Raw genomic sequence first — 13,486 nt, forward strand, 5'->3', positions numbered from 1 at the left:
GGGCTGCCCAAGCGCGAAACTACCGCGCATTTCGTAAATTTATTGCCAGTGCGCCCGGCTTGCAAGCCGGCCTTCGCACCCGCAGCAGAGAGGTTGCTCTCCACACCGCCACGGACTATGAATTTCACCGGGGAAACATGGGGAAATCGTGTCATGCTGGAAACGAGCGCTGTGGGCCGCGCAGATTTGCCGAGACCGGAAGCGACAATCGCCGATGCCGAGACCATTCTTCGCGACCAATACGGCTTGAGCGGCACGATCCTCGAGCTCGGCAGCAACCAGGACCGCAATTTCCGCATCGATACAGGCGAACGCTGCTATGTGCTGAAGATCTGCCACGCCGCCTACGACCGAACGGAATTGGATGCGCAGAACGCCGCAATGCAGCATCTCGCCGGCACCAAGGGTGCTCCGCTGGTGCCGCAAGTCCGTGCAGCAAAGACAGGTACTGAAATCCTCAGCCTCGACATTGCCGGCCAGCCTTGCCAGGTCAGGCTTCTCGACTATCTCGATGGCGAGCCGCTGACGAAGCGAAAATTCCTGCCCGAAGTCACGGTGGCAGCGCTCGGCGATATCTGCGGCCGCATGGCGCGGGGATTGCATGGCTTCAGCCATCCGGGCCTCGACCGCCAGATCCAGTGGGATTTGCGGCAGGCGCTGCCAATTGCCGACAAGCTCCTTGCCGCCGTTCCGGATGGGATGGTGGCCGCTCGGGTCATGGCGGCAATGGAAGAAGCGGAGCGGATTGTGGCGCCGCTGCGCGACGAGTTGCGGCTGCAGCCGATCCATCAGGACATTACCGACGACAATGTCGTGGCTCTGGCGGATGCCAAGGGCAATCCGATCCCCGTCGGCGTCATCGATTTCGGCGATCTGATGCAAGGCTGGCTGGTGGCCGATCTCGCGGTCTGCTGCGCCGCCTTGCTGCATCATTCCGATGGCGACGCTTTCTATATCCTGCCGGCGGTTCGCGCTTTCCATGCCGTTCATCCGCTGACCATTGCCGAGGCAAAGGCGCTGTGGCCGCTGATCGTCGAGCGCGCCGGCGTGCTGGTGGGTTCGGGCGAATATCAGGTCGCCCTGGAACCGGACAATGACTATGCCGCGGGCAACATCGCCCATGAGCGGATGATCTTCGACGTCGCGACTTCCTTGCCGATGGTCGTCATGCAGGCCGCCATACTCGATGCGCTCGGCATGGCGGAAAACAAGCCGCTGCCGGCAATGCAGCGGCTGATCCCGGAGATCGTCCCCACGCTGTTCGAGATCGTGCGCCTCGATCCGCTCGGTCCGCATTTCCAGAGCGGCAACTGGCTGGAGCCGGACATCGATGCCACGCTCCTGCAGGAAGCGGCCCGGCGCACCGGCTGCGCCATCACCCGCTATGGCGAATATCGCCTGTCACGCACCTTGCATCATTCGGCGACGGCGCCGACCAGCTATGCATTGCATATCGAGGCGCGCCTGCCCGAAGGCGTGATGCTGTTCGCGCCCTTCGCCGGCGTGGCGCAGGGCGAGGGCAATCGGCTCAGGATCGATGGCAGGGAGCTTTCGCTTGTAATCGACGGCATCGACATAGCCGGCGACGATGGCCACATGCTCGATGCCGGCGCCGATATCGGCACGGTGGCGGTCGGTGGCGTGCTCAAGGTGCAATTCTGCCGCAACAAGAGCCTGACGCCGCCGCGCTTCGCCGCTCCGCACCATGCGCGCGCCTGGTCGGCGATCTGCCCTTCGCCATCAGCGCTTTTCGGCGCCGATTTCGATGCGCTACCGCTCGACAGCGACACGCTGCTCGAAACCCGCCAGGCGTATTTCGCCCGGCCGCAGAAGAACTATTACAAGAATCCACCGCAGATCGAGCGCGGCTGGCGCCAGCAAATGTATGCCATGAACGGCCGTACCTATCTCGACATGGTCAATAATGTCGCGATCCTCGGCCATGGTCACGAAAAGCTCGCGGCGGCAGTCGGCCGGCAATGGAGTCTGCTCAACACCAATTCGCGCTTCCACTATGCCGGCATCGCCGAATTCTCCAAGCGCCTTGCGGACTTGGCGCCGCAAGGGCTGAACACCGTCTTCCTGGTCAATTCCGGCTCCGAAGCCAATGATTTGGCGCTTCGCCTCGCCTGGGCGCATTCGGGCGCCCGCAATACCGTCAGCCTGCTCGAGGCCTATCACGGCTGGACCGTGGCAAGCGACGCGGTTTCGACCTCGATCGCCGATAACCCGCAGGCGCGGACCACGCGGCCGGCTTGGGTTCATCCGGTCACGTCGCCCAATACCTATCGCGGCCCGCATCGCGGACCGGATTCGGCCGCCGCTTATATCGCCGACGTCGAGGCGGCGCTGAACAAGATTGACGCGAAAGGCGAGAAGTTAGCCGGCTTCATAGCGGAAAGTGTTTATGGCAATTCCGGCGGCATCCCGTTGCCGAAAGGCTATCTCAAGGAAGTTTACCGCCTGGTACGCGACCGCGGCGGTGTAGCCATCGCTGACGAGGTGCAGGTCGGTTATGGCCGGCTCGGCCATTATTTCTGGGGTTTCGACGAGCAGGGCGTGGTGCCCGACATCATCACCATCGCCAAGGGCATGGGCAACGGTCACCCGCTCGGCGCTGTCATCACCAGCCGCGCCATCGCCGACTCGCTGGAGCGAGAAGGCTATTTCTTCTCCTCTGCCGGCGGTAGCCCGGTGAGCTGTGTCGTCGGCCTGACCGTGCTCGACGCCATCATGGAAGAAGGCCTGCAGGAAAATGCCCGCAAAGTCGGCGACTATCTCAAAGGCCGCCTCGAAGCGCTCGGCCAGCGTTTTTCGCTGGTCGGCGCGGTGCACGGCATGGGCCTCTATCTCGGCCTTGAATTCGTCCGCGATCGGACCACGCTGGAGCCGGCGACGCAGGAAACCGAGGCGATCTGTAACCGCCTGCTCGACCTCGGTGTGATCATGCAGCCGACCGGCGATCACCTCAACGTACTGAAGATCAAGCCGCCCATGTGTCTGACACGCGAAAGCGCCGATTTCTTCGCCGACATGCTGGCGAAGGTGCTGGAGGAGGGGTGGTAGGCAGCCGCATTCAAACCGGCTTGCATTGACATTGATGATGTCGATGAGGCCGGACAGTGCCGGCCTCGAAGTCGCGGGATGAGCACCAATCAGGCCTGCGGGTTAAGCACCAGCAGCAATTCATCCAGGCGTTCGAGGGTGGAGGTCAGGCCTTCCTTCATGCCCATGTCGATCACCTTCTGCAGGTCCTCTGGCGAATTATAGGCAACGATCGTGGTGACCAGCGTGCCGACCGGTGCATCCGTGAAGGTCACATCCCAACGCGCCCTCGGCAGATTGGGGTTCAATGCACCCGTCTCGTCGGAAAATCCGTCGAGCGCCTGGTAATTATCGATAGGGCGGATCGCCTGGTAATCCAACCGTCCCCAATATTCCTGCCCACCCGGCTCGACCATCGCATAGAGCCAATATCCGCCCTCGCGGAAATCCATGTGCTTGGTTTTCGTCGTCAACGGCTTCGGCGCGAACCACCGGTCGAGCAATTCGCTCTTCGTATGGCAATCCCAGACGAGCTGCCGTTTTCCGGCAAATTCACGCTTTACGGTGAGGACGCTCGTTTCCGGGTTCGGGAGAAAGTCGAATTGCAGATCAGCTTTCATTATCTGTTCCAGTCAATGTTTCGAGGAGGTTGTCGAGATTCTGATATCGGCTCTTCCAGAGCGCGTGCTGTTCGTTGAACCAGCGTTCGGCCGCTGCCAGCCGCTTCTGTTCGAGCGTGCAGGTCCGGACGCGGCCGATCTTTTTGGACAGGATCAATCCGGATGTTTCGAGCACCCCGATATGTTTCATGAACGACGGCAAAGCCATGTCGAAAGGTTCCGCCAGTTCGCTCACCGTCGCCGCACCCGCGCCGAGCCGCTGAATGACGGCCCGGCGTGTCGGGTCGGCAAGCGCGTGAAAGACGGAATCGAGATTGGCACCATAGTTATCCATATGGCTAACTATAGAGTGAGAAAACACTTAGATCAATAGCTAAGTTTCTCGCGCGAGAAAAAACCGCGCAAGGCTGCGACCGTGCGAGAACCGAGATTGAGATCAAACGACCTCAGAAAATAAAATTGGCCTCGGTCAGGTGGTTGGGATCGACATTGCGGATCAGGATGTCGTCCTTGCCATCAATGACGATATAGGCGCTGCCGTTGGAGTCGTAGAGATGATGCTGCACGAGATCCTGGAACCCGGTGATGCCGCTGACCTGCGACAAATCGATACGGTCTCCCTGGCGCAGAGAAAAGTCCATGATGTCGTCGCGCCCATTGCCCGTTCCGAAGCTGAAAACGTCGGCGCCGGCCTGGCCCCAGAGGTGATCGCGACCCGTGCCGCCGTCGATCGTATCGGCTCCAGCCCGGCCACGGATCGAGTCACGACCAGCCTCGCCGTCGATCAGGTCAGCGGCGGCGGTGCCCACCAGGTTGTCGGCAGCCGCGGTGCCCTGCACGGTGTTGGCTTCACCGTTGACGGTAACCTGGATGTGGCCGGTGCTTTGCGCCGTGCCGTCGCTCACCAGATAATCCAGCGTGATCTCCCGGCTTTCTCCGGCAGCGAGATGCACGCCGGTATAGGCGAAACGGACCTTGCCGTCCTCGATCGTGGCAGTGCCGTCGCCATTGGCGACAGAGACTTGGATCAGGGTGAGACTATCGCCATCCGGATCAGAATCATTGGCAAGTGCATCCACCAGCACGCTCTTGCTTTCGGACGTTTCGGCAGAGTCGGCGACTGCAATGGGTGACTGGTTCGTGGTGTCGCCGCTGGCGATACTGAGGTCGAAGACATCAGACACCGTATGGGTGCCATCGCTCGCGAGGACCTTGATCGAAACCGTGCCGACATCGTCTGTGCCCGGTGTGCCGGTAAACCTGCGCGTCGCGGGATTGAATTGCAACCAATCCGGAAGATCCGAGCCATCGGCCAGGCTGGCGGAATAGGTGAGGGCATCTCCGTCCGGATCGCTGAAAGTGTTGGCCGAGAAGTCGAAGCCGAAGGCTTGGTTGGCCGTCGCATTGCGGTCGGCGATCGCATGGTCGAGCGTGGGCGCGCTGTTACCCAGCGTGTAGAGTCCGTCGCTGAACTGCAGGCGCTCGACATTGTGCAACGTGTCCTGGCCGTCCGTGCCGACATTGTCGGTCACGGTGTAGGAACCGTCATCATTGTGGTGGATCGTGTAGTTGGCGAAGGCGCCTGAGAAGACGGCAGTGTCGACAGCTTCACCGCCATCGAGCGTGTCATTGCCTTTGCCGCCCACGAGGACATCAGAGCCTCCCGCGCCCGTCAGCGTGTCCGTGCCGTCATTGCCGGTCAGCCGGTTGGCGACTTGATTGCCGGTAATGCTGTCGTTGCCCGCGCCGCCGACCGCATTTTCGATCGTTGCGGTATAGGCGATCGAGATATTGTAGGTCATGGCGTTGCAATGGGTGAAACTGCCGGCGACGAGCGAAATAGTGCTATCCGTCGCATAGCCGCTGAGATCGAGCGTGTCATTGCCACCGGCATCATAGATCGTCAGGATCGGGTCTTTGTTGATCGAGAAGTCATAAATCTGGGCTTCTTCGCCGGTGATATTGCTGTTGAAGCCGTAGATGGTGTCGCCGGTTCGCGTCGTGGTGTCGGCGCCATAGATCGCTTGGATGGCCATGACGTCATTGAGCATCGGCGTGTCCGGCGAATAGACGATGCCACCGACCTGCCAATCGGCCCACATGACCTGTCCCTGCCCAGCATAGTGGTCGGGGCCATAATAGGACATGATCGAGTACACCGTGCTGTCCTGATAGCTTGACGGTCCGGAATTGTCGTTGCCGTTATAATCGCCCATGTGATTGAGGCCGAGCGTATGGCCCAGCTCATGCATGATGGCGGTAAAGCCATAGTCTCCGATCGTCGGATTGGCGAGGTCGCTATAGCCGGGATTGAACCAGGCGCTGCCGGTCTTCGGATAATATGCATGCGCATAGTCGATGCCGGTCGTCGTATTGCCGAATTCGATATTGGAATTGCTGGCGACCTGGACGAAATTCGGCGCGATCAGGTCGTCCCAATTGGCGATCGCATATTCGGCATAGGTAATCTGGACATCGGTGAAAGGTGAAAAGCCATCACCTTCACCGCCGCCGGTATAAAGCTGCGCCTTATCCGTTGGGAAGGAATAGGTGATGGTTGAACTTGTCCAATGCGAACCTGAATTCAACTGGGCCAGAACCTGATCAAGGGTCCAGTTTTGTGCGGTCATGTCTGATGTTCCCGGTTCTACGACGTTGCGTAGAAGTAGAGACGGTCCCCTGTTAAGATTCGTTTACACGCTTATCTGCAGTTTTACCGGCATGGCATTTTTACAGCCAATTGCCCGCAAATGACGCATCGCCGAACGCGATTGGCGATGTCGATGACGCTCCCATCTATGCTTCCAGGGGTCGGGTCAGGCGTCAAGCCGCGTTCAGATATCCACGGCTGATCTCCTCCTTCCGCTTTGCCACATAGGCTTCCAGCGCCTCGTCCACGGCAGGATCGAGCGGCGGCTGCTCATAGGCCCTGAGCAATTCCTTCCAGATCGCATTGGCCCGCTCGGTTCCCGTCTTGGCGCCGCTCTCCGACCAGTTCTCGAAATTCCGCCAGTCCGACAACATCGGCTCATAGAAGGCGTGTTCGAAGCGCGCCAGCGTATGCGGTGTGCCGAAGAAATGCCCGCCGGGACCGACGTCGCGGATCGTGTCCAGCGCCTGCGTCTCGGTGGTGATTGCCAGCGGATCGAGGAAGCTTTTCATCATCTGCAGCATTTCGGCATCGAGGATCAGCTTCTCGAATGACGCCGTCAGACCGCCTTCCAGCCAGCCGGCCGCATGTTCAATGAGATGCACGCCGCCCATGATCGTCGACCACAGCGACATGCCACTCTCATAGGCGGCCTGCACGTCGACAGCATTGGAGGCCGTCACGTTGGAGGAGCGGAACGGGATATTGTATTTCCGTGCCAGCTGGCCTGAAGCAATCTGCGCCTTGGCATATTCCGGCGTTCCGAAGGYCGGCGCCCCGGTGCGCATGTCGACATTGGAGGTGAAGCCACCGTAAAGCACCGGCGCGCCGGGTGCCGCGATCTGAGCGAGCGCGATCAACGCCAGGGCCTCGGCATTCTGCTGGGTGAGCGCACCGGCAATCGTCACCGGGCTCATCGCGCCCGAGAGCGTGAACGGCGTCATCGCCACCGGCTGGCCGGCACGCGCCATGGCGCAAAGGCCTTCGCCCATCGGGATATCGAGCCGGAGCGGTGAATTGGAGTTGACGATGGTCAGCGTCGCCGGAGTGTTGCGCAGTTCCTCGCGGCTTTGACCGAGCGCAATCGACAGCATCTCGATCGCATCCTCGACACGATAGCCGCCCAGCGCCCAGCACTGCCAGTTCTTGTCGGTCAGTCGGATGGCGGCCTGGTAGAAGTCGAGATGGCGCGAATCCGGATTGAGATCGGTTGGTTCGCAGGGGCAGCCGCCCTCCTGGTGGATGATGTTGAGCTGCTGCACGACTCGAATATAGTCGCACATGTCCTGGTAATTGCCCGCCCGCCGTCCGCGGTCGAGATCGGAAACGAAAGCCGGCCCGCCGGTCGCGGCAAAGATCAGGCTGCCGTCTCCGACTTTCAGGTTCTTCGCCGGATTGCGCGCCTGCAGCGTAAACGAAGACGGTGCCGTCCCGATCTTTTCCTCGATCATCCCCGGATCGAAGCGCACACGCAGTGTTCCGTCATCGACATCGGCGCCGGCGGATTTAAGCAGCCTCCGGCTCTCCTCGTGCAGCACTTCCATGCCGGTCGTCGCCAGCAGGTCCAGCGAGGCGAGGTGGATCGACTCCACCTCGTCTGCACTCAGCAGCGTGATCGGTGGGTAGCGATTGACGACCTCTCCGAAACCGAGCTGGCGAATACCGCCTGCTGTCCGGCGTGCCTCGCGTCTGCCTGCCTGTCGCGCCATGATCATGCTCCTTTGTCGGTTATTCGTCGTCGTATCTGGGCTCACGCCTTCGCAAACCGCGTCACATCCAGATACCCATCGGCGAGAATGCAAGGTTTCAGCCCGCCACGCGCCACCGCCGCGAACACTTCATGGGTGATGAACACGAACCCACCCGACTCCTCCATGATGTCCTGCATTTTCTTGTAGATGACATCGCGCTTGGCCTGGTCGGTCTCGGCCATGCCCTCCTGGTACATCTTCTCGAATTCCGGGCTGTCGAACTGCGACCAGTTGTAGACGCCGATCTGTGCCGGTCGGAACCAGGTGAGGTTTTCCGACGGATCGACACCGCCGGCAAAATTCATCAGCACCATTTCCAGCGTCTTCCAGGTATCGCCGGAGCTTTTGTCGCCGATCGTCCAATAGACGCCATCTTCGAGCGGCTTGAGGTCGACCGTGATGCCGATCTGGCCGAGCAGCGCCTGGACGATCTGGCAGGTGAGCTGGCTGGTCTTGTCGTTTTGCGAGGCGAGCTCGATGGTCAGGTCCGAGACGCCTGCTTCCTGGAGCAGTGCCTTGGCCTTGTCGAGATCGGCGGGATAAAGAATCTTGTCGCGATGGCCGACCATGCCGGGCGGCAGAACGCCGGTTGCCGCCTTGGCAAGGCCGGAATAGGAGCCCTGCATGATCTGCTCGACATCGATGGCATATTGAATGGCGCGCCGGACCTTCTCGTCCTTGAATTTCGGATTGTTGACGTTGAGCGCCAGCCACAGGAAGCGATTGCCATCCTTCTCGATCAGCGCGGTGTTTTCCGGCAGCTTGTCGCGATAGGTCGAAAGCGTGTTGAGGCTGATCTTGGAATAGTCGATCGCCTTGGATTCATAAGCGAGTGCGGCCGCCTCGTCATCGGTGACGATCTCGAACCTGATCTTGCCGAACAGCGCCTTCGGTCCCTTCCAGCCGGGATTCGATGCCAGCGACAGATTCTGTTTCGGCGTCCATTTGTCGATCACATAGGGGCCGGCGCTGGCCGGCACTTCCGTGGTGAACTTGCCTCCTGCTTTTTCGACCGCCTTTTGACAGACGATGTGGCCCATATAATAGGGCAGGGTGGTGACCCAGAACGGCGCTGATGGGCTCTTGAGCTTGATCACACCCGTGCGCTGGCCGGTCACCTCGACATGATCCATCGCGTCGAAAGCGTAAGCCCAGGCCGATGCATTCTTCGGGTCCTTGACCCGTTCGAAGGAGAATTTCACGTCCTCGGCTGTCAGCGGGCCATAGCCGCCAGTCCATTCCAGCCAATCCTGGAGTTCGAAACCGATTTCGGTTGGAGAAACCTGCTTGAGCTCCTTGGCGGCATAGTTGTCGAGATGCGTACCGCCGCGCACGTCGCCAAGCCGGTTCAGCGAAACGAACAGCGCCCGGCCGACCTCTTCTTCCAGCAGGCCGTTCTGGAAGGCGGGATCGAGCACTTCAATATCGGAGGCGCCACGAATGATGAGCGTATCGCCCTCGATCGCATAGGAGAGGCCCGGCCGCAGCGATAGGGCGGCTGCGGCGGAAGCGCCGGATAGGAGGAAATGCCTGCGATTCATCAAGAAATGGGTCATGTTCTATCCCTCTGGTTTTGCTTTATTTACGCGACGCGTTCCGCCTTCTTGTCTGCGAGCGGGTAGTGGCATCGTATCGTGTGGCCGGTGTCGAGCACCGTCTCGGCCGGCAGTTCGCTGCGGCAGCGCGCCTGCGCAGAAGGGCAGCGCGGATGGAATTCGCAGCCGGACGGACGATGAGCGAGGCTTGGCACTTCGCCGATGACCGGCGGCGCGGTGCGGCGTTTCGTCGGATCCGGCACCGGCTCGGAAGCAAGAAGTGCTGCGGTATAGGGATGGCGTGGCGTCCGGAAGATCGCGGCACTTGGGCCACTCTCGACGATCCGGCCGAGATACAGGATCGCCACCCGGTCCGACACGTGCCGCGCCACGGCGAGATTATGGGTGATGATCAGGAACGCCGTACGATGCGCATCGCGGATATCGAGGAAGAGATTGAGAATGCCGCCCTGCACCGAGAGATCGAGCCCAGCGGTCGGCTCGTCGGCAATGATCAGCCGCGGCACCACGGAGAGCGCCCGGGCAACGGCGGCGCGTCGCGCCTGGCCACCGGAAAGGCCATGCGGAAAGCGCGATAGCAATTGGCGGCCCAGCCCGGCCTGCTCAGCCAGATCGACGATCGCTTCGGTCCTGAGATCGCCCTGGCCGGCAATGCGCCGTGGCTCGGCGATAACTGAGCGAATGCGCTGGCGCGGATCGAAGGATGTCACCGGGTCTTGGAACAGCAGTGACGCCGTTTGCCGCATCTTTGCAAAGCTGCGGCTGGAATGGTCCGGCAGCGTTTCGCCATCGAGCAGCAGGTTGCCACCCGATGGCTTCATCAGCCCGACCAGCGTTTTGCCGAAAGTGGATTTGCCGGAGCCGCTCTCGCCGACCATGCAGACGATCTCGCCCGGCTCGATGGCAAGCGAGACGCCGGCGAGGATCTCAAGGCCCGGCCTGCGGACGAAGGGCAGCGATCCGCGGCGCGGCACGGCGACGGAAAGTTTTCTTGCCTCGATGATCGGAGCCTGGCTCATGCGGCGTCTCCGATCCGGTTGACCGGCTCACCCGGCGCGGCAACAATGACTGGCGCCGTGGCGGCATTCGTCTCCTGCCAGTTGATCACCGGCAGGCGCTTGGCGCCGCTCTCCACCAGCGACAGTTCGCAGGCAAGCAAAGCGCGGGTATAGGGATGTTGCGGCCGGGCGAAGATCTCTCTTGCGTCGCCGTGCTCGACGATCCGGCCGGCATGCATGACGCAGACGCGATCGCAAATTTCCGCAATGACCCCGAGCTGATGTGAGATCATCAGGATCGCCACGCCGGTCTTGACGCGCAACTGCCGCATCAGATGCAGGATCTGCGCCTCCATGGTCACGTCGAGCGCCGTGGTCGGCTCATCGGCGATCAACAGCGCCGGCTTCATCAGCAATGCGGCGGCGATCGCCACACGTTGCAGCATGCCGCCGGAAAGCTCGAAGGGATAGGCATCGAAACGCGCCTCGGGATCGGAAATGCCGGCCTCGGTGAGTGCGGCGACAATCGCTTTCCGCTTGTCGCGCCRGCTCGTCCGGCGGTCGCGCCAGAGGAAATCGGTGAGCTGCCGCCCGATCGTATGCAGCGGGCTGAAGGTCGCCATCGGATTCTGGAACACCATAGCTGCCCCCGGTCCGCGCAGCGACCTGAGATCAGCCTTGGAGGCTTTGAGCAGATCCCTGCCCGTGAGCGTCAGCTGTTGGCCCGTGATCGCGGCCGAAGGCGGCAGCAGACCGAGGATCGAATGTGCCAGTGTCGACTTGCCGGAGCCGCTCTCGCCGATCAGCCCGACGACTTCGCCGGGTTTCACCGCGAGGCTGACATTCGCCACGGCCTGGGCGATACCGCTATAGGTGATCGAAATATTCTGGAGATCGAGGACGGGTGTTTCGCTCATGGCGTCCTCCGTCCCGACAGTTTCGGGTCGAGCGCATCGCGGAGCGCTTCGCCGAAGAAAGTGAAGCCGATCGTGGCGAGGATCAGCGGCAGGCCGCCGGCGATCACCGGCACGGGTGTCTTGCGGATCACGGCGAAACCGTCGCTCAAAATATTGCCCCAGCTCGGAATCTGCGGCTTGACGCCGAGCCCGAGGAAGGAGAGCCCTGCTTCGAGCGTGATGATGGTCGAAAGATCAAGACAAGCGAGGATAAGTAATGGCCCGATCACGTTCGGCAGCAGGTGGATAAACAGGATACGACCCAATCCGGCATTCATCGCCTGCTCGGCCTTGATGAAATCGCGGGATTTGAGGCTGAGCGTCTGGGTGCGGATCAGCCGCGCATAGCTCGGCACGCAATAGACGACGATGACCAGAATGACGGTGCCGAGGCCGGCGCCGAGCAGCACGACCAGGGCAAGCCCGAACATGATCATCGGCAGCGAACTGAAACTGTCGAACAGCAGGATCATCAGCGAATCCAGCCAGCGTGGGCCGTAACCGGCGATCAGGCCGAGCGGCAGCGCCGCGGCAAGTGCGATGGCAAGCGCGGTCAGCGCCACCGTCATCGCGGTGCGCGTGCCAATGATGACGCGCGAGAACAGGTCGCGGCCAAGCTGGTCGGTGCCGAGCAGATGCGCCCAGGACGGATCGGCCAGCCGCTCGCGCACGTTGATTGCGGTGGCCGGATAGGGTGTGAGATAAGGCGCAAAGATTGCCGTCAGCACGATGACCGCCACCAGCACCACGCCAATCGCACCGATTGGCGTCGCGACGACACTGAAAAGCACGGCCGTGGCGCGGCCGAGTGAGCCGGGTTCGGCGGGGTGTCCGGCAATGTCCTGGGTGATCTCGGCCATGTCAGAGCGCGCTCCTGACGCGTGGATCGAGAAAGGCCGCGGCGATATCGGCGACGATCATGCAGGTGACGTAGAGCGCGCAAGTGACCAGCACCGTGCCCATGACCAGCGGATAATTGCGCGACATCACCGCATCATAGGTGAGCTTGCCGAGGCCCGGCCGGGTGAAGACGATCTCGGCAAAGACCGAACCCGTCAACAGTCCACCGAAACCAATGGCAATCACCGGCAGCGCCGAGAGGAAGGCTTGCTTCAGGGCATAGCCGTAAATGATCCTGGTCTCGCTGACACCGAAGGCGCGCAGCGTCCGCACATGCGCTTCGCCCGTCGCTTCTATCATTGCAGCGCGAATGATGCGGGCGACATAGCCCACCCAGCCGATGCCGATCGCAAAGGACGGCAGCACCAGCGCCTTGATCTGGCCGCCAACATCACCCGGATCACCGGCGCCGATCGCCGGCAGCCAGTTCAGCGCCACGGCAAAGATCAGCAGCGAATAGAGCGCCACGACGAAAGATGGCACCGCCACCATGCCGACCGAGAAGATGCCGATCAGCCAATCCGGCCAGCGGCCATGATGGATGACGGCGCTGCAGCCGAGCAGGGTTCCGAGGGCCACGGCCCAGACGAAGCTCGAAAAGGCGAGCGCCACCGTATAGGGCAGGACTTCCAGCACGATCGCCGTCACCGGCCGCTTGCTCCAGACATCGACGCCGAGATCGAGATGCGAGAGCCGCAGGAGATAGGAGCCGATCTGGTCGATCAAGGGACGGTCGAGCCCCATCCCCTCGCGAAACGCCGCCCGCATCTCCGGCGTCGACCGCGGCCCGAGCGCCACCACCGTCGGATCACCCGGGATCATGTGCAGCATCAGGAACAGCATGACCGAGACGATGAACAGGATGACGATGCCCAGCGCGATACGGCGGGTGACGAAGAGGGTCATTGGAGGGGACCTCCAAGCGCTTCAGAGTCCGAGGCGCACCCCCCTCTGCCCTCCTGAGCTTTTGTCGAAGGGCGGGCATCTCCCCCACAAGGGGGGAGAATGGG

Annotated in this window: 10 protein-coding genes; 1 reads left to right on the forward strand and 9 read right to left on the reverse strand. The window is 61.6% G+C overall.

Annotated features, from left to right (window positions below; genetic code table 11):
• Positions 1-153: 153 nt before the first annotated feature.
• Positions 154-3,066, forward strand: coding sequence for an aminotransferase (locus AC1D06_RS14410; protein WP_477986721.1), 2,913 nt, complete (start codon positions 154-156; stop codon positions 3,064-3,066).
• Positions 3,067-3,155: 89 nt separating this feature from the next.
• Here AC1D06_RS14410 and AC1D06_RS14415 read toward each other — a convergent pair whose 3' ends face one another.
• The 9 genes from AC1D06_RS14415 to AC1D06_RS14455 all read right to left on the reverse strand — a co-directional run bounded on the left by AC1D06_RS14415 (position 3,156) and on the right by AC1D06_RS14455 (position 13,382).
• Positions 3,156-3,665 carry an SRPBCC family protein gene (locus AC1D06_RS14415; protein WP_477986722.1) on the reverse strand — a complete coding sequence of 170 codons (510 nt, stop codon included), beginning with the start codon at positions 3,663-3,665 and terminating at the stop codon, positions 3,156-3,158.
• On the reverse strand, positions 3,655-3,999 hold the full coding sequence (locus AC1D06_RS14420; RefSeq protein WP_477986723.1) for an ArsR/SmtB family transcription factor: 345 nt from the start codon (positions 3,997-3,999) through the stop codon (positions 3,655-3,657). Before AC1D06_RS14420 ends, AC1D06_RS14415 begins: the two co-directional genes overlap by 11 nt.
• Positions 4,000-4,111: 112 nt before the next feature.
• Positions 4,112-6,295, reverse strand: a complete 2,184-nt coding sequence (locus tag AC1D06_RS14425) for a M10 family metallopeptidase C-terminal domain-containing protein (protein WP_477986724.1) — start codon at positions 6,293-6,295, stop codon at positions 4,112-4,114.
• A gap of 193 nt (positions 6,296-6,488) precedes the next feature.
• A complete protein-coding gene (locus AC1D06_RS14430) occupies positions 6,489-8,024 on the reverse strand; it encodes a trimethylamine methyltransferase family protein (RefSeq protein ID WP_477986725.1) in 1,536 nt (511 codons plus the stop codon).
• A gap of 41 nt (positions 8,025-8,065) precedes the next feature.
• Complete coding sequence (locus tag AC1D06_RS14435; RefSeq protein WP_477986726.1) at positions 8,066-9,622, reverse strand: ABC transporter substrate-binding protein; 1,557 nt, start codon at positions 9,620-9,622, stop codon at positions 8,066-8,068.
• A 26-nt stretch (positions 9,623-9,648) separates the two neighbouring features.
• The gene (locus AC1D06_RS14440) at positions 9,649-10,641 is read right to left on the reverse strand and encodes an oligopeptide/dipeptide ABC transporter ATP-binding protein (RefSeq protein WP_477986727.1); all 993 of its coding nucleotides are present in this window, start codon (positions 10,639-10,641) and stop codon (positions 9,649-9,651) included.
• Positions 10,638-11,537, reverse strand: a complete 900-nt coding sequence (locus AC1D06_RS14445) for an ABC transporter ATP-binding protein (protein ID WP_477986729.1) — start codon at positions 11,535-11,537, stop codon at positions 10,638-10,640. Before AC1D06_RS14445 ends, AC1D06_RS14440 begins: the two co-directional genes overlap by 4 nt.
• On the reverse strand, positions 11,534-12,436 hold the full coding sequence (locus tag AC1D06_RS14450) for an ABC transporter permease (RefSeq protein WP_477986731.1): 903 nt from the start codon (positions 12,434-12,436) through the stop codon (positions 11,534-11,536). Before AC1D06_RS14450 ends, AC1D06_RS14445 begins: the two co-directional genes overlap by 4 nt.
• 1 nt (position 12,437) lies before the next feature.
• Positions 12,438-13,382: an ABC transporter permease gene (locus tag AC1D06_RS14455; RefSeq protein WP_477881789.1), complete on the reverse strand. Its 945-nt coding sequence runs from the start codon at positions 13,380-13,382 to the stop codon at positions 12,438-12,440.
• Positions 13,383-13,486: the final 104 nt, after the last annotated feature.

It is taken from the genome of Rhizobium sp. P2_G2, assembly GCF_056403555.1.

Coding starts and splice junctions, on each gene's coding strand:
- AC1D06_RS14425 (WP_477986724.1), bottom strand. CDS start 6,295: ATGACCGCACAAAACTGGACCCTTGATCAGGTTCTGGCCCAGTTGAAT.
- AC1D06_RS14450 (WP_477986731.1), bottom strand. CDS start 12,436: ATGGCCGAGATCACCCAGGACATTGCCGGACACCCCGCCGAACCCGGC.
- AC1D06_RS14410 (WP_477986721.1), top strand. CDS start 154: ATGCTGGAAACGAGCGCTGTGGGCCGCGCAGATTTGCCGAGACCGGAA.
- AC1D06_RS14440 (WP_477986727.1), bottom strand. CDS start 10,641: ATGAGCCAGGCTCCGATCATCGAGGCAAGAAAACTTTCCGTCGCCGTG.
- AC1D06_RS14435 (WP_477986726.1), bottom strand. CDS start 9,622: ATGACCCATTTCTTGATGAATCGCAGGCATTTCCTCCTATCCGGCGCT.
- AC1D06_RS14415 (WP_477986722.1), bottom strand. CDS start 3,665: ATGAAAGCTGATCTGCAATTCGACTTTCTCCCGAACCCGGAAACGAGC.
- AC1D06_RS14420 (WP_477986723.1), bottom strand. CDS start 3,999: ATGGATAACTATGGTGCCAATCTCGATTCCGTCTTTCACGCGCTTGCC.
- AC1D06_RS14455 (WP_477881789.1), bottom strand. CDS start 13,382: ATGACCCTCTTCGTCACCCGCCGTATCGCGCTGGGCATCGTCATCCTG.